The sequence below is a fragment of the Mesorhizobium sp. BR1-1-13 genome (assembly GCF_020165515.1).
Classification (GTDB): Bacteria; Pseudomonadota; Alphaproteobacteria; order Rhizobiales; family Rhizobiaceae; genus Mesorhizobium.
This window is the reverse complement of record NZ_JAIUIH010000001.1, coordinates 423,510-445,117: the sequence shown is the minus strand read 5'-3', so window position 1 is coordinate 445,117 and position 21,608 is coordinate 423,510. Positions and strand designations below refer to the sequence as shown.

Annotated in this window: 25 protein-coding genes; 17 read left to right on the top strand and 8 right to left on the bottom strand. The window is 64.3% G+C overall.

From position 1 onward, the window contains the following. Positions 1-26: 26 nt before the first annotated feature. Positions 27-620 (top strand): GNAT family N-acetyltransferase, encoded by a 594-nt coding sequence (locus tag LB533_RS02255; protein ID WP_224676548.1) that lies wholly within the window; start codon positions 27-29, stop codon positions 618-620. A gap of 82 nt (positions 621-702) precedes the next feature. Here the strand turns inward: LB533_RS02255 and LB533_RS02250 are convergent, their stop codons facing one another. Next, positions 703-1,089, bottom strand: coding sequence for a DUF2794 domain-containing protein (locus tag LB533_RS02250; RefSeq protein WP_140514020.1), 387 nt, complete (start codon positions 1,087-1,089; stop codon positions 703-705). Positions 1,090-1,627: 538 nt separating this feature from the next. On the opposite strand from LB533_RS02250, the gene LB533_RS02245 reads away from it, so the two are divergent. The 6 genes from LB533_RS02245 to LB533_RS02220 all read left to right on the top strand — a co-directional run bounded on the left by LB533_RS02245 (position 1,628) and on the right by LB533_RS02220 (position 7,697). Then, on the top strand, positions 1,628-2,290 hold the full coding sequence (locus LB533_RS02245) for a helix-turn-helix domain-containing protein (RefSeq protein ID WP_224676547.1): 663 nt from the start codon (positions 1,628-1,630) through the stop codon (positions 2,288-2,290). A 35-nt stretch (positions 2,291-2,325) separates the two neighbouring features. Continuing rightward, positions 2,326-3,396 carry an extracellular solute-binding protein gene (locus LB533_RS02240; protein ID WP_181169547.1) on the top strand — a complete coding sequence of 357 codons (1,071 nt, stop codon included), beginning with the start codon at positions 2,326-2,328 and terminating at the stop codon, positions 3,394-3,396. Between the two features lie 22 nt (positions 3,397-3,418). Next, positions 3,419-4,282 carry an ABC transporter permease gene (locus LB533_RS02235; protein WP_140643476.1) on the top strand — a complete coding sequence of 288 codons (864 nt, stop codon included), beginning with the start codon at positions 3,419-3,421 and terminating at the stop codon, positions 4,280-4,282. Next, positions 4,282-5,079: an ABC transporter permease gene (locus LB533_RS02230; protein ID WP_224676546.1), complete on the top strand. Its 798-nt coding sequence runs from the start codon at positions 4,282-4,284 to the stop codon at positions 5,077-5,079. Before LB533_RS02235 ends, LB533_RS02230 begins: the two co-directional genes overlap by 1 nt. Further along, positions 5,076-6,188 (top strand): ABC transporter ATP-binding protein, encoded by a 1,113-nt coding sequence (locus LB533_RS02225; protein ID WP_224676545.1) that lies wholly within the window; start codon positions 5,076-5,078, stop codon positions 6,186-6,188. Before LB533_RS02230 ends, LB533_RS02225 begins: the two co-directional genes overlap by 4 nt. 123 nt (positions 6,189-6,311) lie before the next feature. Continuing rightward, entirely contained in the window at positions 6,312-7,697 is a 1,386-nt protein-coding gene (locus LB533_RS02220) for an NAD(P)/FAD-dependent oxidoreductase (protein ID WP_224676544.1), read from the top strand. Between the two features lie 90 nt (positions 7,698-7,787). Here LB533_RS02220 and LB533_RS02215 read toward each other — a convergent pair whose 3' ends face one another. Next, a complete protein-coding gene (locus LB533_RS02215; protein WP_224676543.1) occupies positions 7,788-8,603 on the bottom strand; it encodes a DUF1223 domain-containing protein in 816 nt (271 codons plus the stop codon). 178 nt (positions 8,604-8,781) lie between these two features. Between LB533_RS02215 and LB533_RS02210 the strand changes: the two genes are divergently transcribed. After that, on the top strand, positions 8,782-9,459 hold the full coding sequence (locus tag LB533_RS02210; protein ID WP_224676542.1) for a ceramidase domain-containing protein: 678 nt from the start codon (positions 8,782-8,784) through the stop codon (positions 9,457-9,459). A gap of 38 nt (positions 9,460-9,497) precedes the next feature. Here the strand turns inward: LB533_RS02210 and acnA are convergent, their stop codons facing one another. Next, positions 9,498-12,188, bottom strand: coding sequence for an aconitate hydratase AcnA (gene acnA, locus LB533_RS02205; protein WP_224676541.1), 2,691 nt, complete (start codon positions 12,186-12,188; stop codon positions 9,498-9,500). A gap of 284 nt (positions 12,189-12,472) precedes the next feature. On the opposite strand from acnA, the gene ccmA reads away from it, so the two are divergent. The 4 genes from ccmA (at position 12,473) to LB533_RS02185 (ending at position 14,819) form a co-directional block, all read left to right on the top strand. After that, a complete protein-coding gene (ccmA, locus tag LB533_RS02200; RefSeq protein ID WP_140643463.1) occupies positions 12,473-13,075 on the top strand; it encodes a heme ABC exporter ATP-binding protein CcmA in 603 nt (200 codons plus the stop codon). A 193-nt stretch (positions 13,076-13,268) separates the two neighbouring features. Further along, entirely contained in the window at positions 13,269-13,934 is a 666-nt protein-coding gene (ccmB, locus tag LB533_RS02195) for a heme exporter protein CcmB (protein WP_224676540.1), read from the top strand. 133 nt (positions 13,935-14,067) lie between these two features. Beyond that, positions 14,068-14,241 (top strand): heme exporter protein CcmD, encoded by a 174-nt coding sequence (gene ccmD / locus LB533_RS02190; RefSeq protein WP_224676539.1) that lies wholly within the window; start codon positions 14,068-14,070, stop codon positions 14,239-14,241. After that, positions 14,238-14,819: a DsbE family thiol:disulfide interchange protein gene (locus LB533_RS02185; protein WP_140643459.1), complete on the top strand. Its 582-nt coding sequence runs from the start codon at positions 14,238-14,240 to the stop codon at positions 14,817-14,819. Before ccmD ends, LB533_RS02185 begins: the two co-directional genes overlap by 4 nt. A 14-nt stretch (positions 14,820-14,833) precedes the next feature. Here LB533_RS02185 and ppa read toward each other — a convergent pair whose 3' ends face one another. The 5 genes from ppa to LB533_RS02160 all read right to left on the bottom strand — a co-directional run bounded on the left by ppa (position 14,834) and on the right by LB533_RS02160 (position 18,325). Next, positions 14,834-15,367 (bottom strand): inorganic diphosphatase, encoded by a 534-nt coding sequence (ppa, locus tag LB533_RS02180; RefSeq protein ID WP_140514009.1) that lies wholly within the window; start codon positions 15,365-15,367, stop codon positions 14,834-14,836. Between the two features lie 191 nt (positions 15,368-15,558). After that, positions 15,559-16,065: a GNAT family N-acetyltransferase gene (locus LB533_RS02175; RefSeq protein ID WP_140492466.1), complete on the bottom strand. Its 507-nt coding sequence runs from the start codon at positions 16,063-16,065 to the stop codon at positions 15,559-15,561. 116 nt (positions 16,066-16,181) lie between these two features. Next, positions 16,182-16,820 (bottom strand): TPM domain-containing protein, encoded by a 639-nt coding sequence (locus LB533_RS02170; RefSeq protein WP_140643455.1) that lies wholly within the window; start codon positions 16,818-16,820, stop codon positions 16,182-16,184. An 8-nt stretch (positions 16,821-16,828) separates the two neighbouring features. Continuing rightward, positions 16,829-17,638, bottom strand: a complete 810-nt coding sequence (locus LB533_RS02165; RefSeq protein ID WP_224676754.1) for a TPM domain-containing protein — start codon at positions 17,636-17,638, stop codon at positions 16,829-16,831. Positions 17,639-17,689: 51 nt separating this feature from the next. Further along, the gene (locus LB533_RS02160) at positions 17,690-18,325 is read right to left on the bottom strand and encodes a LemA family protein (protein ID WP_140643453.1); all 636 of its coding nucleotides are present in this window, start codon (positions 18,323-18,325) and stop codon (positions 17,690-17,692) included. Between the two features lie 162 nt (positions 18,326-18,487). Here LB533_RS02160 and LB533_RS02155 point away from each other — a divergent pair, with 162 nt between their 5' ends. The 5 genes from LB533_RS02155 to LB533_RS02135 all read left to right on the top strand — a co-directional run bounded on the left by LB533_RS02155 (position 18,488) and on the right by LB533_RS02135 (position 21,608). Further along, positions 18,488-18,739, top strand: a complete 252-nt coding sequence (locus LB533_RS02155; RefSeq protein ID WP_140643451.1) for a hypothetical protein — start codon at positions 18,488-18,490, stop codon at positions 18,737-18,739. 7 nt (positions 18,740-18,746) lie between these two features. Further along, the gene (pdxY, locus tag LB533_RS02150) at positions 18,747-19,631 is read left to right on the top strand and encodes a pyridoxal kinase PdxY (protein ID WP_140643449.1); all 885 of its coding nucleotides are present in this window, start codon (positions 18,747-18,749) and stop codon (positions 19,629-19,631) included. Beyond that, complete coding sequence (locus LB533_RS02145; protein ID WP_140643447.1) at positions 19,628-20,395, top strand: DUF429 domain-containing protein; 768 nt, start codon at positions 19,628-19,630, stop codon at positions 20,393-20,395. The genes pdxY and LB533_RS02145 overlap by 4 nt, the downstream gene beginning before the upstream one ends. A 137-nt stretch (positions 20,396-20,532) precedes the next feature. Continuing rightward, complete coding sequence (locus LB533_RS02140; RefSeq protein ID WP_140550632.1) at positions 20,533-21,177, top strand: carbonic anhydrase; 645 nt, start codon at positions 20,533-20,535, stop codon at positions 21,175-21,177. Beyond that, complete coding sequence (locus LB533_RS02135; protein WP_140643445.1) at positions 21,174-21,608, top strand: nuclear transport factor 2 family protein; 435 nt, start codon at positions 21,174-21,176, stop codon at positions 21,606-21,608. The genes LB533_RS02140 and LB533_RS02135 overlap by 4 nt, the downstream gene beginning before the upstream one ends.

The window sequence follows — 21,608 nt, the reverse complement described above, 5'->3', positions numbered from 1 at the left end:
GGCAGACAAAGAGGTCTGCATAAAGAGTGAGCACTATCGTTATACGGGCCGCACGCGCGGCCGACCTCGACACCATTACCCAAATCTATGCCGACGCTGTGACCCGCGGTACGGCGAGCTACGAGCTGGAGCCGCCGGGGCGCGCCGAAATGGGCACGCGATTCGACACGCTCCAGGCCGGCGGCTTCCCTTACCTTGTGGCGGAAAAGGCTGGCGCCGTGCTCGGCTATGCCTATGCCGGTCCCTTCCGGCCCCGCCCGGCCTATCGCTTCATCGTCGAGGACTCCGTCTATGTCGCGCCTGATGCCAAGGGCCAGGGTGTCGGCCTCAAACTGATGCAAAGCCTGATCGCGGCGGCCGAGGCGGCGGGCTTTCGCCAGATCGTCGCTGTGATCGGCGACGGCCATCCCGACAGCGCTTCCGTCAAGCTGCACGAAAAGCTCGGCTTTCATCATTCCGGCCGCCTCGAAGGCTCCGGCTACAAGCACGGACGCTGGCTGGACACGGTGTTCATGCAACTGGCGCTGAACGGCGGTGCATCGGTGCCGCCCGATCCGGACTCGCTGCCGGAACGAAAGTTCCGCGAGGCGTCAGAGAGAACTGAAGAAATGAAGAATTGAAGAATTGGCACTCAGCGTCTGACATGGCGGCCGTCTTCTTTGTTCTTCAGTTCCCCAATTCCTCAATTCTTCAGTTCCCAGCTCAGGCCTCGACCAGCTTCAGCTTGCTGTCGAAGACGCCGAGCACACGGCCAAGCTCCTGCCCGCGCTTGAGGATGCGGCCGCCCGCGGCGATGACGGCGAAGGCGCCTTGCTTGCGTGCCAGCTTCGGGTCCTTGACGATCTGGAACAGCGGCACTTCGCTGGCCCGGCGGAACACCGAAAACACGGCCCTGTCGGTGAGATGATCGATAGCGTAGTCGCGCCATTCATTGGCGGCGACCATGCGCCCGTAGAGTTTCAGGATCTGGTCCAGTTCGCGCCGCTCGAAGCGCACCGGCTGGTCGAGGCGCGCACGGCGTGCCTCGTGGAGCGGGATCAGTATTGCGGATGCGTCGCCATCCTCCGTCCCGCCGCCGTGATCGGTCATGCCTCGATCCTTCAAAAATGAATCTTTGCCAACCAAAGTTGGCGCTTTCGCCATCGAATTGCAAGTGCCGGCGAAGCGGTGCGGACCCGCGCCATTTCCGTCGCGTCCAGTCACGTTTGCAAACGACATGTTGGAATTGGTGATGCTCCGCCACATTCTCGCCATTTTTTATCCGCGCTCATGCCCCAATGTCCGACGAATTTACCGGCGTTGCCTGAGACGGTTCGGTCCGGCACCGGCTCGTAAACCCCAAGCCCCCCGCCCACGGGTCTGCGTCGGATCGAACCAACCTCGGTTTTTCTTCGGAAAGACCGGGTGCGACGATCCCAAACCTAAATGACCGACGTCAGAAGCAAGCTGACGTCGGTTTTTTCATGCCTGGATCGCCGCGGAGGTGGATTTCCCGCCGCAGGGGACGGTTTTCAGCCCGATCCCGGTGCGACCGACAGGATCGATCCGCACCGACATCTTGGCACGCCGCCGTCGCTTGCAAACGCCATCGCCACTTAATAAGGTGTTAAGTGAAACGGGAGCGGCAATGCCACGCGTATCGGACTCCACGGCGAAAGAGGTGAATGGCACGATCGCGGCCACCCCTGAGGCCGGCGGCGTCGGTCCCCGCATCAAGGCGCTGCGCATGGCAAGGCGCGTCTCGCTGCGCCGGTTGGCCGACATGACCGGCACGACGGCGAGCTTCATCAGCCAGCTCGAGCGCAATCTGTGCGGCGCCAACACAGGCACGCTGCTCAAGATCGCCGCCGCTCTCGATCTCGGCATCAACGACCTGTTCGAGGGCAGCAGCCGTCCGTTGCACAAGGTGCTGAGGCGCGAGGAACGGCCCGTCGTTCCCGTCGGCGTGCGAGGCCGCAAGATGCTTTTGTCGCGGCGGCCGATCCACCAGTTCGAGGTCTATGCGGGCCATTTCGAGGTCGGCGGCTCGACTGGCGACGACGCCTATGTGCATGGCGGCGAGCATGAGATGTTCATGGTGCTCAAGGGAACCGTCGAACTGACGCTTGCCGACGAGCGCCATCTGATGCGCGAAGGCGACAGCGTCGAGTATGCGACCTCGGTGCCGCACCGCACGGTCAATGTCGGCGACACGCCGGCGGAGGTGCTCTGGATCATCGCGCCGCCGACCGCCGGCGCGCTCGAACTCGATCAGTACAGGCCCGGAAACCGCTCGCATCCGGGTGAATGAGAACAAATGCGAGCTCTGGAATGGGAGAGTTGAACATGAAAGTGAAATTTGCACATGCGGCGTGCCTGGGCGTGCTTCTGGCGGCGACGGCCGCGCTCGCGCAATCGAAGCCGGTTGCCGGAGAGGTGGCCGAAGGCTCGCTGAAGGGCAAGACGCTGACCTTTGTGTCCTATGGCGGCATCTACCAGGACGGCCAGGCGGCGGCGCTCAAGGAGTTCGTCGACAAGTCGGGCGTCAAGCTGCTCAATGACGGCCCGACCGAGATCGCCAAGCTGCAGGCGCAGGTCGAGTCCGGCAATGTGACATGGGACGTTGTCGATACCGACGATCTGCCGCCCTATGTCTATTGCGGCAAACTGTTCCAGAAGCTGGACCTCACCAAACTCGACATCTCGAAAATTCCCGAGGGCCAGGTCGGCGAATGCTCGGTGCCGGCGATGAACTACGGCGTCGTGCTGATGTACAACACCGAAAAGTACAAGGATAATCCGCCCAAGAGCTGGGCCGACTTCTTCGACACGCAGAAATTCCCGGGCGTGCGCGGAATCGACGGCTCCGGCAGCCCAACCGGTGGCTTGCTGGAACAGGCATTCAAGGTTGCCGGCGGTGACCCGAAGGCGATGACGGTGGCCGATATCGACAAGGCCATCGATGTGGTTCGCAAGCTCGGCCCCGATACCATCTTCTGGAAGACGGGTGCAGAATCGCAGCAACTCGCCGAATCCGGCGAGGCCGACATGCTGATGATGTGGACAGGCCGCGCCATGACCGCGGTCAAGAACGGCGCCAAATACGCACCGGCCTGGCAGGACTGGCTGGTGGTGATGGATCAGATGACGATCCCTGTCGGCGCCAAGGACACGGAGGCATCCTACGCGCTGCTCAACGCCTATCTTGGCAAGCACGCGCAGGAGGTGTTGACGGAGCAAACGTCTTACACGCCGATCAACAGTGAAGCGCAGCCCAAGGTCGACGCTTCCGTCTCCGCTTTCCTGACCAACACGCCCGAACGCCAGAAGCAGGGCTATAAGCAGAACTTCAAGTTCTGGGTCCCGAATTTCGCGGTGGCGCAGGAGAAGTGGTCCGCGCTGATGTCCGGCAACTGACTAACTGAGGGAGGCCAAGGCCGTGAGCGTGTCCAAGCCAACCATTCCGGCCGCCGAAAGGCGCCGGGCATGGCGGCCGTTCGCGCTCGCGCTGCCGGCGCTGGTCCTGCTCTTCGCGGTGATTGGCTATCCGCTGCTCACCATCGTCGTGCGCAGCCTGTCGGAGCCGCAGTGGGGCCTTCAGAACTATATCTGGTTCTTCGGCGCGCCCATCAACCTGGCCGTGCTCCAGCGGACCTTCCTCATTTCAGCGTGGGTCACGCTGGTCTGCGTGGTTTGCGCCTATCCCTATGCCTATCTGATGACCGCGGTCCGACCACGCGTGCGCTTGGTGCTGCTGCTCTGTGTGCTGATCCCGTTTTGGGTGAGCGGCGTGGTACGCACTTTGTCCTGGGTGATACTGCTGCAGGATTCGGGGGTCATCAACTCGATCCTGCGGGCGCTCGGGTTCGGTGGCATCAGGCTGATCCGCACCCAGACGGGCGTGGTCATCGGCATGGCGCAGGTGCTTTTGCCTTTCATGATCCTGCCGCTCTATTCGGTCATGAAAGGCATCGATCTCAGGCTGGTGCAAGCCGCGCGGAGCCTCGGGGCAAGACCCTCGCGCGCGTTCCTCACCGTGTATCTGCCGTTGTCGCTGCCTGGCGTCTATGCCGGCGCGATCATCGTCTTCATCCTGGCGCTCGGCTTCTACATCACGCCGGCCCTGCTCGGCGGACCGCGCTCGACGATGCTGTCGACGCTGGTGCAGACACAGGTGCTCAGCCTCCTGCAATGGGGCAGGGGCGGCGCCATGGGCGTGGTGCTGCTCGTCGCGACCTTCGTGCTGCTGGCGCTTGCCGCGCCCGTGATGCGGTCCAGCCATCGGCAAGCGGCGCGGCCCTGATGGAAATGAAGCTGCTCACCCGCGTCATGCTGGGCCTTGTCTGCCTGCTGGTAGCCATCTGGCTGGTGGCACCGACGCTTGTCGTGGTGCCGATGTCATTCAACGAGAACAAATCGCTGGCATTTCCACCGCAGGGCTTCTCCTGGCAATGGTACGAAAATTTCGTCACCAATCCGGATTGGTCGACCAGCTTCCTCAATTCGCTGAAAGTCGCATCGATCGTTGCGGTTCTGGCAACCGTGCTCGGCACCCTTGCCGCGTTCGGCCTCGACCGCATGCAGGCGCGGCCGGCAAACCTCCTGCGCATGCTGATGCTGACGCCGATGGTGGTGCCGGGCGTTGTCCTGGCCATCGGCATCTACGCCGTCTATCTCGACACGCGGCTTGTCGGCACGCTGCTCGGCTTCGTGCTGGCCCACACCATCCTTGCGCTGCCTTTCGTGCTGATCGCCGTTTCGGCCAATCTCGAAGTGTTCGACAAGCGGCTGGAGACAGCCGCGGCGAGCCTGGGCGCAGGTTCGCTCACCACGTTCCGCACGGTGACGCTGCCGCTGATTGCCCCCGGGATACTGTCCGGCCTGCTGTTCGCCTTCGCGACCTCCTTCGACGAGATCGTCGTGTCGCTGTTCATCACCAATCCCTATCTCAAGACGTTGCCGGTGCAGATCTTCGCTTCCATCACGCGCGACGCCGATCCGACGGTCGCGGCCGTCGGCGCGATCCTCTTATGCGCAACGACACTGCTGATCGGCGGCGGCATGCTGCTTCTTGGCCGTGAGCGGAAGGGAGGCTTATGAATCAGAAAGCGGAAAATCGCGGTGCGGCGATCGACCTGGAGTCGGTAAGCAAGGCCTATGGTTCCTTCAAGGCGCTCGACGGCGTGTCGCTGCGAATCGAGCCGGGCGAATTCATGACGCTGCTCGGTCCGAGCGGCTCAGGCAAAACGACGACGCTGAACGTGATCGCCGGCTTTACCGACCTGACCAGCGGCAAGCTGCTGGTCAGGGAAAAGAGCGTGGTCGGCGTGCCGGCGCACAAGCGCAACATCGGCGTGGTCTTCCAGCATTATGCACTGTTCCCGCACATGACGGTCGGCCGCAACGTCGCCTATCCGCTGAAGCTGCGCGGCGTCACCGGAGCAGAACGCGAACGCCGCGTCCGCCACGCGCTCGACATGGTCAAGATGGCCGATTTCGGCCACCGCTTCCCAAGCGAGTTGTCGGGCGGCCAGCAGCAGCGCGTAGCGCTGGCCCGCGCCATCGTCTTCGATCCGCCGCTGCTGCTGATGGACGAGCCGCTCGGTGCGCTGGACAAGAAACTGCGCGAATGGCTGCAGCTCGAGATCAAGCGCATCCACCGCGAACTCGGAACCACCTTCGTCTATGTGACGCACGACCAGGAAGAGGCGCTGGTGCTCTCCGACCGCATCGCCGTGTTCAACCGCGGCGGCATCGAGCAGATCGGCACCGGCCGCGAACTCTACGACGAGCCGGCGACGCTTTTCGTCGGCAAATTCATCGGCGATTCCACCGTGCTGCGCGGCCCCGCCGCCATCTCGGGCAACGAGACGGCGATCGAGATATCAGGGCAGAGAGTGGCGACCGCCAAGCGTCTCGCTAATGGCGGCAAGCCGGTGATGTTGCTGCGTCCCGAAAAGCTGGCGCTTGTTCGTCGCGGCGGCGGCGGGGATGGCCGCAACCGGCTCGCCGGGCGTATCGGCGAGGCCATCTATCTCGGCTCCGGCTCCAAATACGAGGTGGAGCTCGCCGACGGCTCGAAAGCCATCGTGCGCTCGACGCTCGACGCGGACACTTTTGCCATTGGAGACGAGGTCGACGTGCTCTTCGCCAGCGGCGACGTGAAACTGCTCGCCGATGACGACAACGCCGACCTGACCCTTACCTGAAACAAAGCGGCCTCGCCTTTCCATGGAAAACGACGGGCCGCTTCCTCTCTTGGTTTTGAACGCAGTTCCGGACGGGAAACCGCTCCACCTTTTCCTGAAATCGCACGGAGAACGGATCACAAGATGCAAGCCCAGCGCAATGGCGACGTGTCGTTCTGGTATGCCGACATAGGTGGCCCGCCGGCCAGCCGCCCACCCTTGCCCGGCGACATCGAGGCCGATGTCTGCATCGTCGGCGCCGGCTATACCGGACTGTGGACGGCCTACTATCTCAAGAAAGCGGAGCCCGCGCTGCGCATCGCCATCGTCGAAAAGGAGTTCGCCGGCTTCGGTGCCTCGGGCCGCAATGGCGGATGGCTGTCCGGCGGCTTCAGCTGGTCGCGCGAGAAATATGCAAAAACCTCGTCGCGCGGCGCTGTGATCGACATGCAGCGCGCCATGTCCGGCACGGTCGACGAGGTGATCGCGATCGCCGCTGCCGAAGGGATCGACGCCGATATCCGCCGCGTCGACAACATCACCGTCGCCACCAACGCCGCGCAGCTTGAGCGCGCCAAAGCCGAGTACGAAGAGGCCCGGCACTGGGAAATGCCGCCCGAGCGGCTGGCCTTCCTCGGTGCGCAGGAGGCGCGCGAGCGCATCGCCATCGACAATGTATTGGGCGCTTTCGTCGTGCGCGACGTCGCGCGCGTGCAGCCGGCCAAGCTCGTGCAGGGTCTGGCGGCGGCGGTCGTTCGACTCGGCGTTCCGATCTACGAGCAGACGCAGGTGCTGGCGCTCGAGAAGGGCAAGGTCACCACCGATCGCGGCATCGTGCGCGCCGGAAAGATCGTGCGCGCCACCGAGGGCTTCACCGCCGGCATTGCCGGCTACGAGCGTCTCTGGTTGCCGCTGAACAGCGCCATCGTGGTGACCGAGAAGCTGCCGCAAAAGCTCTGGGACGAAATCGGCTGGAGCGGCTACGAGGTGCTGGGCGATGCGGCGCACACCTATTGCTATGCGCAGCGCACGCGGGAAGGCCGGATCGCCATGGGCGGCCGGGGCGTGCCCTACCGCTTCGGATCGCGCACCGATACGCGCGGCAAGACACAACAGGCGACCATCGACCAGCTGCACGAGATCCTGACCAGGCTGCTGCCGCAGACCAAAGGCGTGCGGCTCGACCATGCCTGGTGCGGCACGCTCGCCCCCCCCCGCGACTGGTGTACGACATGCGGCTTCGATCGAGAAAGCGGCATCGGCTGGGCCGGCGGCTATGTCGGGCTCGGCGTTTCCAGTTCGAACCTGTCCGGCCGCACCTTGCGCGATCTCTTACTCGGACACGACACGGAACTGACCCGGTTGCCTTGGGTCAACCGCAGGGTGAAGAAATGGGAGCCGGAGCCGCTGCGCTGGCTCGGCGTGCATGCCATGTACCAGCTCTACCGCATCGCCGACCGGCGCGAGGCGAACGGCCTGGGGCGGACGTCGCGCCTCGCCGCTTTCGCAGATCGTCTGACCGGCCATTGAGGCAGGTCACTCAAACGTGATTCCGTTTGGTCGACAGGCATGAATGGAGACCGACAGCGCGTCACATCATTCCGTTTTCGGCGGCGCGCTTCAGAGCCTTCGATCGAACGGCGCCTCGGAACCGGGGCGGTGAATGAAGGCGGCGCCCAGGATGGGGCCCGGCAGGCCATCCTTGCCGACGGACTGCAAAAGCACGGCGCAGCCGCCCTTCTTGGAAATCTCACTCATCGGCAATTCGTAGCGCTGCGCCTTGCCGTGCCAGATGCCGGCGGTCTGGATGCCGGTCACCGCGTTCCAATAGGTCATCTTGCGGCCCGTGTTCTCGCCCTGGCCGATCGTGACCGTCTGCGGCGGCTCGAAATAGACGATGACGACATGGGCATCGCTGGGACCGGTCCCGCCATCGCCGGCATCGATCATGACACGGTCGCTGGTCCGACTGACTTTGATGGCGACCCGCATGTCTTCGCCGATCCTTGCCATGCGGGCGAGCTGGCCATCGACCTCGCCGCGATTGGCGCCGTTGACATGAACCCGGCCGTTGATGACCGCCTGCGGCGTATAGACTGAGCGGTTGCCGAAGGCCCGCATATACTCATATTGCCGCTCGGTGTTCTCCTTGCTGCTCAGCGTGTCGCGCCAGCCGAGATAATCCCAGTAGCCGACGTGATAGGAGAGCGCGACGAGATCCTGCCTGGCAGCAAGTTCGGAGAAGAAGGCGTCGGCAGGCGGACAGGAACTGCAGCCTTGGCTGGTGAACAGCTCGACCACGCCCACGGGCCTGTCGCCCTGGGGCTTGTCGGCCGGGAGCCTGCCGGACTCGCCGGCATGCCCGGCACCGGCAAACGCCGAGAAGGCCAGCGCGAACGCTGCCAGCCACAATGATCTACGCGAGGCCATGACCATCCAATTCCCGCCGGTGATGCCGGCTTTGTTTTGATTGGCTGAAATATGTGGCAGAACCGGAAGTCAACGGGAAGTCACGTTGCGGTGAAATTTTGCCATTGCAAGCCTGGGTAGGGCGGCAATAGGAGAAGCCACTGCATTTCAACCGGCGGTTCGATTCGGGGGCGGGATCATCAGCATGTGGCAAAGTTTCCTGGCTCCAGTCGATCTCTATTGCGAGCGAACGGGTCCTGAACTTTGGGCAGAGCCTGCGAATGCTTTGACCAACCTGGCTTTTATTGCCGCGGGACTATGGGGCGTCCGCGAAGTGCGGCGATGCAGAACCGGCATTTTCGCCGAGGTCCTGGCCTGGTGGGTGGTGGCGATCGGCGTCGGCTCGACGATCTTTCACATCTTCGCCACCAAGGGAACGGTCTGGGCCGACGTGGTGCCGATCGCCGGCTTCACGCTGGCCTACACGCTGTTCAACCTGCGCCGCTTCCTGCGCCTGGAATGGGGCAAGGCAATTGCGGTCTTCGTCAGCTTCTATGTCGTTGCCGGGCTTATCACATTCGCGGTGCCGGACTGGCTGCGCCAGGCGTCGAACGGCACCACAGGCTACCTGCCGCCGTTCCTTGCGCTCGCCTTCTTCGGTCTATGGGTGGCGGCGAGCGGCAATCGCGCCGGCTGGTACAATCTGGCCGGCTCGGCGATCTTCGTGCTGTCGGTCATCTGCCGCATGGTCGATCCGCTGGTCTGCACCAGCTTCCCGCTCGGCACGCATTTCCTCTGGCACTTGCTCAACGGGCTGATGCTGGGCGTGCTGCTGGCCGCCGCGGCGCGCTACGGCACGCCACAGCGAGGCAGTAGGCAGTAGGTCCTATTCCCTACTGCCTAAGCCCTGCTCCCTTGCCGCTACGCGGCAAGATCGCGCAGTACGTATTGCAGGATGCCGCCGTTCTTGAAGTAGTCGAGTTCGTCAAGCGTATCGATGCGGCAGATGATCGGCACCTTCTTCACCGTGCCGTCGCCATAGGTGATCCTGGCTTCCATCTTCTGGCGCGGCTTGAGGGCGTCCAGGCCGTCGATCTCGACCACCTCATCCCCTTTCAGGTTGAGCGAAGCCCATGAGGTGCCTTCCTCGAAGACGAAGGGGATCACTCCCATGCCGACCAGATTGGAGCGGTGGATGCGCTCGAAGGACTGGGCGATGACCGCGCGGACACCAAGGAGATTCGTTCCCTTGGCCGCCCAGTCGCGCGACGACCCGTTGCCATATTCGACGCCGGCGAAGATGACCAGCGGCACGCCTTCCTTCTTGTATTGCATCGCCGCGTCGTAGATCGATTCCTCTTCCTTCGAGGGATAGTGGATGGTGTAGCCGCCTTCCCTGCCGTTCTCGCCCAGCATGTGGTTGCGGATGCGGATGTTGGCGAAGGTGCCGCGCATCATCACCTCATGGTTGCCGCGCCGCGTGCCGTACTGGTTGAAGTCGGCGACGCCGACGCCATGCTCGGTGAGGTATTTGCCGGCCGGCGAGGCGGCCTTGATCGATCCCGCCGGCGAGATGTGGTCGGTGGTGATCTTGTCGCCGAACAGGCCCAGCACGCGGGCGCCCTTGATGTCGCCGATCTTGCCGAACCCCGTGGTCATGCCGGCGAAATAGGGCGGATTCTGCACATAGGTGGAATTGTCGTCCCAGGCATAGGTCTGGCCTTCCGGCGCCTTGACGTTCTGCCAGTTCTCATCGCCCTTGAAGACGTCGGCATACTTGCGGGCGAACAGCTCGCGCGTCACGTTCTTCTCGATGAATTCCTGGATTTCCGCCGAGCTCGGCCAGATATCCTTGAGGTAGACCGGCTTGCCGTTCCTGTCCTCGCCGAGCGGCTCGGTGGTCAGGTCTTTCGTCACCGTGCCGGCCAGCGCGTGCGCCACGACCAGCGGCGGCGAGGCGAGATAGTTCGCCTGCACGTCGGGCGAGACGCGGCCCTCGAAGTTGCGGTTGCCGGAAAGCACCGCGGCGGCAATCAAACCCTTATCGTTGATGGTCTTGGAGATCGGCGCCGGCAGCGGACCGGAATTGCCGATGCAGGTGGTGCAGCCGAAGCCGACCAGGTTGAAACCGATCTGGTCGAGCTCCTTCTGCAGGCCGGATTTCTCGAGATACTCGGCGACCACCTGGCTGCCCGGCGCCAGCGAGGTCTTCACCCAGGGTTTCTGCTTGAGGCCGAGGCGATTGGCGTTGCGGGCGAGCAGGCCGGCGCCGATCAGCACGCTCGGGTTCGAGGTGTTGGTGCAGGAGGTGATGGCGGCTATGACGACGTCGCCATGGCCGAGATCATGGCCGGTGCCTTCGACGGCGTAGCGCTTCGAGATTTCCGCCGCCTTCTTGTATTCGGTGTCCATAGCCTTGACGAAGCCGGTCGGGATGCCTTCCAGCGCCACGCGGCCCTCCGGGCGCTTGGGGCCGGCCATCGACGGCACGACGTCGCCGAGATCGAGCTCCAGCAAATCGGTGAAGACCGGGTCGGCGGAGCCTGCGTCACGCCACATGCCTTGCGCCTTGGAGTAGGCTTCGACCAGCGCGATGCGGCTTTCCTCGCGGCCCGACATTGTGAGGTAGCGGATGGTCTCCGAATCGACCGGGAAGAAGCCGCAGGTGGCGCCATATTCAGGCGCCATGTTGCCGATGGTGGCGCGGTCGGCCAGCGTCATATTGGAAAGGCCAGGGCCGAAGAATTCGACGAACTTGCCGACGACGCCCTTCTTGCGCAGCATCTGGGTGACGGTGAGCACGAGGTCGGTGGCGGTGACGCCCTCCTTCAACTTGCCGGTGAGGCGGAAGCCGATGACCTCGGGCAAGAGCATGGAGACGGGCTGGCCGAGCATCGCCGCCTCGGCTTCGATGCCGCCGACGCCCCAGCCGAGAACGCCCAGGCCGTTGATCATGGTGGTGTGCGAATCGGTGCCGACGCAGGTGTCGGGATAGGCGGTCGTTTCGCCGTCCTCGGTGTTGGTCCACACCACTTGGCCGAGATATTCGAGGTTGACCTGGTGGCAGATGCCGGTGCCGGGCGGCACGACGCGGAAATTGCGAAACGCCTGCTGGCCCCATTTCAGGAACTTGTAGCGTTCCTCGTTGCGCTCATATTCGAGCTCGACATTGCGGGCGAAAGCCATCGGCGAGCCGAATTCGTCGACAATGACGGAATGGTCGATGACGAGGTCGACCGGCACCAGCGGGTTGATCTTTTGCGGGTCGCCGCCGAGCGAGGCCATGGCGTCGCGCATCGCCGCCAGGTCGACTACCGCCGGAACGCCGGTGAAATCCTGCATCAGGACGCGGGCGGGGCGATAGGCGATCTCGACGCCGGCCGTCCCCTTGTCGGTCAGCCAGCCGGCGACGGCCTTGATCGAGTCCTTGGTGACGGAGCGGCCGTCCTCGTTGCGCAGAAGGTTCTCCAGCAGAACCTTCATCGAATAAGGCAATTGGGCGATGCCGGTGAGGCCGTTCTTCTCGGCCTCGACGAGGTCGAAATAGGCATATTCGGCGTCGCCCGCTTTCAGCGTGCGGCGGCAATTGAAACTGTCGAGAGATTTTGACACGTGCGATCCGTCCTTGTCTGTTCAGCCTGAAAGGGAACGGACGCCGATGGCATGCAATCACGCGCAAAGGTGCGGGTACGGCCATTTCCGCTGTCCGCTCCCAAGCAACCCGAGCCGTTCAAGGCGGCGCGTGCGCTGGTTCGGCGCTAGTTCTGTTCCCGCGCCGACCGCTGGCACGGATGCACCGCATATAGAGAATTTTCTGGAATAGTTCTAGACAGTTAAAAAGCAAATTTGTGCGATGCGGCAGGGGCCGAGGCGGATTGTTTCAGGGCGGGCGAGGGATGCGGCTTATCGCCGAAAATCTGGGCGGCGAACGCGGCGGCGAGACGGTGTTTTCGGGCATTGGCTTTGACCTCGATCAAGGCCAGGCGCTTGTTGTCACCGGGCCGAACGGATCAGGCAAATCGACCTTGCTCAGGATCGTCGCCGGACTGCTGCCGAAGGCTGAAGGCAATTTGCTGATCGAGGGCGGCGGGGATGAATTTCCGTCGATCGCTTCGGCCTGCCACTATCTCGGCCATCAGAACGCGATGAAAACGGCGCTCAGCGTGACGGAAAACCTGCGCTTCTGGCGCGACTTCAACGGCGGTGGATCCTTCGGCGTCGAGGAGGCGCTGGAGACGGTCGGACTGGGCGGCATCGGCCATCTGCCGTTCGGCTATCTCTCGACCGGGCAAAGACGACGCGCGGCGATTGCGAAACTGCTGGTCAGCCACCGGCCGATCTGGCTGCTCGACGAGCCGACGGCGGGTCTGGACAGGGATTCGGAGGCGCGATTCGCGGGATTGATGAGGGGGCATTGTTCCGAGGGCGGGATAATCGTCGCGGCAACGCATCTGCCGCTCGGGATCGAGGGAGCGACGGAATTGAGGATGGGGGAGTAATGCCGAGCTTGAACACCCCCCTCTGTCCTGCCGGACGTCTCCCCCGCAAGGGGGGAGATTGGCACCTTCGGCGCCTCGCCCGCCTTCCAACGTTGAAAATTGGCGATGGCCGGGGTGACATCCGATCTCCTCCCTTGCGGGGTAGATGGCCGGCAGGCCAGAGGGGGGTGCTCAAGCGCGAGCATCTCAAATCATGCTAGCGCTCTTCCTGCGCGACATCCGCCTTTCGATCCGGGCCGGCGGCGGGGCGCTGACGGGCGTGATCTTCTTCCTCGCCGTGATCGCCACCATTCCCTTCGGCGTCGGGCCGGACCTGAAACTGCTTGCCCGCATCGGCCCGGCGATCCTGTGGATCGGTGCGCTGCTCTCTTGTCTGCTCGGCCTCGACCGGCTGTTCCAGGCCGACCGTGAGGACGGCTCGCTCGATCTCTTGGTGCTTGGCAACGACCGCCACATGCTGGCGCTGACCGTGCTCACCAAATGCCTGGCGCATTGGGCGGGCAGCGTGCTGCCGCTGGTGGTCGCCGCGCCGCTGCTCGGCCTGTTCATGAACATGGAGCCGGTCGCCATCGGCGCCACGGCGCTTACGCTGCTGGTCGGCACGCCGGCGATCACTTTCATCGGCGCCGTCGGTGCGGCGGTGGCGGTGGCGCTGCCGCGCGGCGGGCTCCTGATCTCGGTATTGGTGCTGCCGCTGACCATCCCGGTGCTGATCTTCGGGGTCTCTGCGAGTTATGGTGCGACGGCCAGTCCCGATCCGTTCCTGCAACCTTTCCTCATTCTTGCCGCGCTGACGTTGTTTCTTGCCGTGCTTGGACCGCTGGCGGCGGCGCTGGCGCTGCGCCATGGTACGGATTGAGGCAAGCGACGACCGGCAGAGGCTGCGGCGCGGCGGCCAATTGCGCGGTCACCGGCGTGGGGCTAAGGGAAGGCATGATCGAGCGCGGCGGAAGGATCGACCTGGCGGGCGGCATGCCGATGAGGCAGCCGGCATGAGCCCGCATGCGCTCTACGTCACCGCCGCCTATGCCGTCACGGCGATTGCGCTGGCCGGGCTGATCGGCTGGGTCCTGCTCGATCAACGGGCCCGCAAGCGCGAACTGGCCGAACTCGAGGCGGCGGGCGTGCGCCGACGATCCGACAAGGGCGGGGAGCGCGCGTCATGAGCACGGATATGCCAACGCCGGCACCGGCCCGGCGCCGCCTGTTCGTGCTGTTGCCGCTGCTGGTCTTCCTCGGGCTGGCGGGGCTGTTCCTGGCGCAGCTCCTGTCGGGGCGCGACACTTCGGAGGTGCCGTCGGCGCTGATCGGCCTGCCGGCACCGCCGACCAACCTGCCGCCGCTGGACGGCACGAACCTGCCGGGGCTCGATTCGAAATCGTTCGCCGGCAAGGTGACGCTGGTCAACGTCTTCGCCTCATGGTGCGCGCCTTGCCGCGAAGAGCACCCGGTGCTTTTGGGGCTGGCGCAGGACAGGCGCTTCACCATGGCGGCTCTGAACTACAAGGACCGGCCGGAAAACGCCCGCCGGTTCCTCGGCGATCTCGGCAATCCGTTCCAGGCGATCGGCGTCGACGAGGCCGGCCGCACGGCGATCGACTGGGGCGTCTATGGCGTGCCGGAAACCTTCGTCATCGGCAAGGACGGCAAAATAGCCTACAAGCATGTCGGGCCGCTGACGGCCGAGGCGGCTCAGACGCTGCTGTTGCCGCAGATCGAGAAGGCGCTGGCCGCGCCGAACTGACGTGACCGGCCTTCTTACTTGCCTGCCTTGGCCCGCTCGATCGCGTCGACGATCATCTTCTTGGCGTATTTGGAATCGTGCCAGCCCTCGATCTTGACCCATTTGCCGGGCTCGAGATCCTTGTAGTGCTCGAAGAAGTGCTGCACCTGATCGCGGGTGATCTCGGGCAACTGCGTGTATTCAGTGACGTTCTCGTAACGCAGCGTCAGCTTCGGCGACGGCACGGCGATGACCTTCTCGTCCTGGCCCGCATTGTCTTCCATGATCAGCACGCCGATCGGCCGAACATTGATGACGCAGCCGGGCACCAGAGCGCGCGTGTTGCAGACCAGCACGTCGATCGGATCGCCGTCGCCAGACAGCGTGTGCGGAACGAAGCCGTAATTGCCGGGATAGCGCATCGAGGTGTGCAGGAAACGGTCGACGAACAGCGTACCGGCCTCCTTGTCCATCTCGTATTTGATCGGCTCGCCGCCGATCGGCACTTCGATGATGACGTTGACGTCCTCGGGCGGATTCTTTCCGGTGGCGATGGCTTCAATACGCATGACTTAATCCCTCTCTCGATTGGCAGACCGATAGCGGGCGGCGCAAAATGGTGCAATGCGGCGAATGGTGCTCAAGAACGCCCAGCAAGACGCAATGGCATTCAACGCGTTCAATCATTGGCAGAAGATGTTTCAGTGTTGTGATTGCGTAGGTTGCGCTTCGCGCCGCTTACGCGATCGTTCCTCGCCGGTCATTCCCAGACGAAAGCAACCTTCTTCAGCGCCTTCTGCTCGAATATCTCGACGCCTTCGGCGATATCGCGGCCGCCGGCGCCGGAATAGAAGGCGAGCGCGTTCTGATTGTCTTCCAGCGCCCACACCACCGTGCCCTTCAATCCGTGATCTGCAAGCCGCGCCCGTGCCGCCTTGAAAAGCCGGCTGCCGAGCCCGATGCCCTGATATTCCGGCCGCAGGTACAATTCATAGATCTCGCCCTGCTGCTTGAGTTCGCGGGCCCGGTTCTTGCCGATCGTGGCGTAGCCGGCAACCGTGCCGCCGATCTCGATCACCAGAACGGTGGCGGCGCGGCGGATGGCATTAGCCCACCAGTCGGCGCCGCGACGGTTGATCATCGATGTCAGGGTGCGGTGCGGGATGATGCCGCTGTAGGCGCCGCGCCAAGCCTGCAAATGCACGTCGGCGATCGCCGCGGCGTCGCGCGATTCGGCTTTGCGGATGTCGATGCTCAGCGTATTCATGATTTGTTAACCATAAACCCGCATCGCTCGAATGCAAGAGTCCGGGCAGTCCGGAGGCCGCTTTCTCACAGGCCGTCATCGCCTGCGCGATGCGCGTTCGAGGCTGTCGGTGGCGCTCAAATCTCGACCAGATGATCGTCGAGCTCGTTGGTGTCGCCCGACGTGACCGGGAAGTGCTCGGCGAGCACCGCTCCAACCGATTGGATCGCCTTGACGAAGCCGTCGGCAAGCCGGTCGTCGCCAGCATGTGCGGTAAGCTCGCGTACCACATCGTCCCAGACATGCTGGCCGACCTTGGCGTCAATGCCTGAATCGGCGACCACCTCGGCGTAGCGCTCGGTGACCGAGACGAAGACCAGCACGCCGGTGCGCGCGGTTGTGCGGTGGACGTTGCGAGCCAGGAACTGCTTCAGTGCGTTGTCATGTGCGGTCTGATAGCGCAGCCGTCTCGGCACCATATGGATGCGAAGCCCCGGAAAGGCCCATAACAGCAAAAGAAAGCAGGCCAGCGCCAGAAGCTGGGCAATGACGAAGTGCGGCAGGCGGATGGTGAGCCACCAGGCCTCCAGCCCATAGGCGACCGCGAGGCTGACCAGCAGCGTGGCGAGAGCAGCCACGAAGGCAGCCGGAAAGAAGTAGTTGCCGCTGCCATGCGCCACCACGCAGTAGATCTCGCCGTCGGTCCTTGATTCGGCGGCGCGGATCGCTCCGGCGATGCGCTCATGGTCCTGCGGACTGATCGGTCGTATCGCCATGGTCCCTCTCACCAGCTTCCCGAAGAGCCGCCGCCGCCGGAAGAGCCGCCACCACCGGAGAAACCACCGCCGCTACCGCCCGAGGACCAGCCGCCGCCGCCCGACCAGCCGCCGCCACCTGACGACCAGCCGCCACCTGACGATCGCCGGCTCGGCTCGAACGTCATGCCGAGCCAGCGGTAACGGCCGGGACCGATCTTCTGGCCGAAGATCGGCGGCAGCACCGAGGCCGCTATGCTGCCGAAGAAGATCAGCGCCCAGATACCGATGAAGATGGCGAAGAATAAATCGTCGGAATTGAACGGCGCCTGCTGGTTGCGCTTGCCGCGTGCTTCCAGCTCCTCGGGATTGCCGTTGAGCACCATGATCATGTCGTCGACGGCCTTGGTGATGCCGCCGGAGAAATCGCCGGCACGGAAGGCCGGCACCATGTCGTTTTCGATGATCAGCTTGGTGTGCAGGTCGGTCAGCGTGCCTTCCAGCCCGTAGCCGACCTCGATGCGCATCTTGCGGTCGTTCGGCGCGACCAGAAGCAGCACGCCGTTGTTCTCCTTCGCCTGGCCGAGTTTCCAGAACCGGTACAGCCGGTTGGCATAGGGCTCGATCTCCTCGCCGCCGAGACTGGGGACGGTGGCGACGACGATCTGATCGGAGCCTTTCGTCTCGAAATCGGCAAGCTTCCGCGTCAGTGCCGCCCTGGTCGCCGCATCGATGATGCCTGCATTGTCGACGACACGGCCGGTCAGCGCCGGGAGCTCGGCGGCGAGGGCCGCAAATGGCAGCACAAGAACGAGGATCAAGACAGCGACGCGATACATGGCGCGTCGTCCCTCATTGGCGGGCAGGATCACCACGTCGGAATCCGGCAATCATCCGCCCTGTTTCGTGCCGAAATCGACCTTCGGCGTCTGCAACTTGTCCTCCTCGACCGTGAAATTGGCGAACGGCTCGTTGCTACGGAACCAGAACGTCGCCCACAGCACCGAGGGGAAGGTCCGCAGCGTCAGATTGTAGTCCCTGACCGCCTGGATGTAGTCACGCCGCGCCACCGCGATGCGGTTCTCGGTGCCTTCGAGCTGCGCCTGCAGCGCCAGGAAGTTCTGGTTGGCCTTCAGGTCCGGGTATGCCTCCGACACAGCGAGCAGCCGCGACAGCGCGCTGGTCAGCCCTGCCTGGGCGTCCTGAAACCTCTTGAGGGCTTCGGGATCCTTCAACGTCTCTGGCGTTACCGTGACCTGCGTCGCCTTGGCGCGCGCCTCGACCACGGCGTCGAGCGTGTCCTTTTCGTGCGAGGCGTAGCCCTTGACCGTCTCGACCAGGTTGGGGATGAGGTCGGCGCGGCGTTGATACTGGTTCAGCACCTCGCTCCACGCGGCCTTGGCGTTTTCCTCCGCCGTCGGGATGGTGTTGTAGCCGCAGCCGGCAAGCAGCGGCAGCATGACGGCCATCACCAGCAAGGCGGGCAGCGTGCGGAATGTCGGGAAAGCAAGGCGCTGGGCAAACATGATCGGTCCCCTCGGTAGAAGTTGCATGCGAAGCATTACCACAATCGGCGCGCAAGAAAACGACCTCGGCGCAGACGGTTGTCGATGGCATCACGGTCGGTCGCAAGACGCTGTAATTGACGGGGCGAACGCGCTAAGGTCGCCACGAAACAGGACAGCATCATGGCGCAGCGCCAGGACAGCGACACCGAATCGCGCCGCATCCTCGAGCGCGTCGCGCGCGAGACCGATCCGGCCGCCACTTCGCTCGCGGCGCAGACCGCGAAGGCCGTGCGCGACCACGTCGCGGCGGCCGATGCCGACCGCGCCGATCCGATCGAAGTATGGGGCACGCGCATTGGCCGGATACTTGGCCTGCTCCTGGCGCTGGGCCTGATGGTCTGGCTCGTGCTTTTCCTCGCCAGGGGCAGTTAGGAATCCAATGAGCACCGAGCAAGCCGACGCGCCGCGCGCGGTCATCGTCATTTCCAGCCATGTCGCACGCGGCTCGGTCGGCAATCGCGCCGCCGTCTTTGCGCTGGAATCGCTGGGTTTCCCGGTATGGGCGGTGCCGACAATCATCCTGCCCTGGCATCCCGGCCATGGGCGCGCGACCCGCATCGTGCCGCCGCTCGATCAGTTCATGGCATTGATGGCCGATCTGGAGCGCGCGCCGTGGCTGGGCGAGGTCGGGGCGGTGCTGTCGGGCTATCTCGGCGAGGCCGGCCAGGCCGAAGCCGTCGCCTCGCTGGTTGCCGCGGTCAAGGCTAGGACGCCCGACGCCGTCTATATCTGCGATCCGGTGATGGGCGATTCGGGCGGGCTTTATGTACCGGAACCGACGGCGATCGCCATGCGCGACCGGCTGATGCCGATCGCCGACATCGCTACCCCTAACCGCTATGAGCTGGAGTGGATGGCCGGCGTGCCGTTGCCCGACCTGAAGTCGGTGATGGCGGCCGCGCTCCATGCCGGGCCGTCGACCATGCTAGTCACCTCGGCGCCGTCGATGATTTCAGGCGGCACCGGCAATCTTCTGCTCGACGGCAGCCAGGCGCTGCTCGCCGAGCACCGCGTTATCGAAAAGCCGCCGAACGGTTTGGGCGACCTGACGGCGGCGGTGTACCTGGCGCGCATCCTCTCCGGCCAGCCGGCGATCAAGGCGCTGCAATCGACGACCGCGGCGGTCTACGAAATCCTGGCGCGCACGGCCAAACGCGGCGGCGACGAATTGCAGCTCGAAACCGATGTACAGAGCCTGTCGCACCCGATGGCGATGGTGCAGCTTCGCCATCTCACGCATCCGGGGCGGGACCGCCGCGCGTGACATCGGCACGGGTGCTGGTCGGCGCGGACGGCTGCAAGGCCGGCTGGGTCGCCGTTCGGAGCGCTCCGAACGCGGCGCCTTCGGTCGAGGTCTTCGCCAGCTTCGCCGCACTGCTGGCGGCGGTTCCCGACGACGCGATCATCGCCGTCGACATGCCGATCGGCCTGCCTGAATTTTCGAGCAAGGGCGGACGCGGGCCGGAGGCGCAGGTCAGGCGGCTGCTCGGGCCACGCCAATCCAGCGTCTTCTCGATCCCGTCTCGTGCGGCACTCTACGCCGATACCGCCGAGTTCACTTCGATCGAAGCCTGGTACGCCGCGCACCGCCGGGCGAGCGACGTGGCCAGGACGACATCCGATCCGCCGCGCGGCGTTTCGATCCAGGCATTCGGCATCTTTGGCAAAATACGCGAGATCGATACGTTGCTGATCGCGCGGCCCGAACTGCGTGGCCGCGTCTTCGAATCGCATCCGGAAGTGGCTTTCTGTCGGCTCAACGGCGGGCAGGCCATGCTGCTGCCGAAGAAGGTCAAGGGCAGCATCAATCCGGCCGGCATGGCGGAACGCAAGGCGCTGCTTAGCCGGCACGGCTATGCCATAGACTTCCTCGATCAGGCGCCGCCGCGCGGTGCGGCCGCCGATGATTTCCTCGATGCGGCGGCGATGATGCTGATCGCCGGCCGCATAGCGAACGGCGCGGCAAGGCCTTTTCCCGACCCGCCACTCACCGACGGCTTTGGAATACCGGTCGCCGTCTGGGCGTGACAACATTGGCCAGCGTCGCGCCTGACGCATGGCATTTCTCGCCAACCCTACAATTCTGCATTGCTCGCGACGGGCTTTTACCGCTAGAGCGTTTCTCGACCGCAACGCGCTGCCGCCCTCCAACCGGAAAGCCGCCCATGCCTCACCTTCCCGATCACCTTCTCACCGGCTACCGCAATTTCATGAACGGCCGCTATCTCACCGAGAGCGGCCGCTATCGCGAGCTCGCCCGGGAGGGGCAAGCGCCGGAAACCATGATCGTCGCGTGCTGCGATTCCCGCTCTGCACCCGAGGCTATCTTCGACGCAGGGCCCGGCGAACTCTTCGTGCTGCGCAATGTCGGCAATCTTGTGCCGCCTTACGAGCCGGACGGCGAGTTCCACTCGACCTCGGCCGCGCTCGAATTCGCGGTGCAGAGCCTCAAGGTCAAGAACATCGTCGTCATGGGCCATGGCCGCTGCGGCGGCATCCGTGCCGCGCTCGACGCCAATTCCGCGCCGCTGTCGCCGGGCGACTTCATCGGCAAATGGATGAGCCTGATCGCGCCGGCCGCCGAGACCGTGTCGGCCAGCACCTTCATGACGGCGACAGAGCGCCAGACGGCGCTGGAGCGCATCTCGATCCGCTATTCCCTAGCCAATCTCAGGACCTTTCCCTGCGTCTCGATCCTTGAGGGCAAGGGGCGGCTGTCGCTGCACGGTGCCTGGTTCGACATTTCGACCGGCGAGCTCTGGGTGATGAACAAGGAGACCGGCGATTTCGAGCGCCCGGTGCTGGAATGACCGAAACGGCACGCCAAGCGATGAGCATCCGGCCGGTCATGTTCACCGCCGCCGCACTGCTGATGGCGATCATGGCCGCCCGCGCCGATGACGGCGCCATCATCAGCCGCTGGTATTCGGCCCTGCTGGTCGCCGACCGCACCGAACTTTCCGACCTGCTCGCCGACAATGTGCGCATCGAACTCGACGACCTCGGCATCGTGCAGGGAAAGCAGGAGTTCATCGCCTCGCTCGACGAATGGAAAGGTGCGGTTGCGGGTGCCGCGATCCGACACCGGATCGAGAAGAACGAAGGCGGCGTCACCACGGTGATCGCCTGCTACGACTTCCCCGACAATGACATGCTGATGCATGAGACCTTCGCCATAGCGGGCGATCGCATCACGGCCAGCACGCAGAAGGCGCTTGCGGAAAGCTGCGAAGCCTACTGA

Coding starts and splice junctions, on each gene's coding strand:
- ppa (WP_140514009.1), bottom strand. CDS start 15,367: ATGCGTATTGAAGCCATCGCCACCGGAAAGAATCCGCCCGAGGACGTC.
- ccmB (WP_224676540.1), top strand. CDS start 13,269: ATGCTAGCGCTCTTCCTGCGCGACATCCGCCTTTCGATCCGGGCCGGC.
- ccmD (WP_224676539.1), top strand. CDS start 14,068: ATGAGCCCGCATGCGCTCTACGTCACCGCCGCCTATGCCGTCACGGCG.
- LB533_RS02155 (WP_140643451.1), top strand. CDS start 18,488: ATGGCGCAGCGCCAGGACAGCGACACCGAATCGCGCCGCATCCTCGAG.
- LB533_RS02175 (WP_140492466.1), bottom strand. CDS start 16,065: ATGAATACGCTGAGCATCGACATCCGCAAAGCCGAATCGCGCGACGCC.
- LB533_RS02165 (WP_224676754.1), bottom strand. CDS start 17,638: ATGTATCGCGTCGCTGTCTTGATCCTCGTTCTTGTGCTGCCATTTGCG.
- LB533_RS02245 (WP_224676547.1), top strand. CDS start 1,628: ATGCCACGCGTATCGGACTCCACGGCGAAAGAGGTGAATGGCACGATC.
- LB533_RS02225 (WP_224676545.1), top strand. CDS start 5,076: ATGAATCAGAAAGCGGAAAATCGCGGTGCGGCGATCGACCTGGAGTCG.
- LB533_RS02230 (WP_224676546.1), top strand. CDS start 4,282: ATGGAAATGAAGCTGCTCACCCGCGTCATGCTGGGCCTTGTCTGCCTG.
- pdxY (WP_140643449.1), top strand. CDS start 18,747: ATGAGCACCGAGCAAGCCGACGCGCCGCGCGCGGTCATCGTCATTTCC.
- LB533_RS02210 (WP_224676542.1), top strand. CDS start 8,782: ATGTGGCAAAGTTTCCTGGCTCCAGTCGATCTCTATTGCGAGCGAACG.
- LB533_RS02140 (WP_140550632.1), top strand. CDS start 20,533: ATGCCTCACCTTCCCGATCACCTTCTCACCGGCTACCGCAATTTCATG.
- LB533_RS02170 (WP_140643455.1), bottom strand. CDS start 16,820: ATGGCGATACGACCGATCAGTCCGCAGGACCATGAGCGCATCGCCGGA.
- LB533_RS02220 (WP_224676544.1), top strand. CDS start 6,312: ATGCAAGCCCAGCGCAATGGCGACGTGTCGTTCTGGTATGCCGACATA.
- LB533_RS02250 (WP_140514020.1), bottom strand. CDS start 1,089: ATGACCGATCACGGCGGCGGGACGGAGGATGGCGACGCATCCGCAATA.
- ccmA (WP_140643463.1), top strand. CDS start 12,473: ATGCGGCTTATCGCCGAAAATCTGGGCGGCGAACGCGGCGGCGAGACG.
- LB533_RS02240 (WP_181169547.1), top strand. CDS start 2,326: ATGAAAGTGAAATTTGCACATGCGGCGTGCCTGGGCGTGCTTCTGGCG.
- LB533_RS02135 (WP_140643445.1), top strand. CDS start 21,174: ATGACCGAAACGGCACGCCAAGCGATGAGCATCCGGCCGGTCATGTTC.
- LB533_RS02215 (WP_224676543.1), bottom strand. CDS start 8,603: ATGGTCATGGCCTCGCGTAGATCATTGTGGCTGGCAGCGTTCGCGCTG.
- LB533_RS02185 (WP_140643459.1), top strand. CDS start 14,238: ATGAGCACGGATATGCCAACGCCGGCACCGGCCCGGCGCCGCCTGTTC.
- LB533_RS02160 (WP_140643453.1), bottom strand. CDS start 18,325: ATGTTTGCCCAGCGCCTTGCTTTCCCGACATTCCGCACGCTGCCCGCC.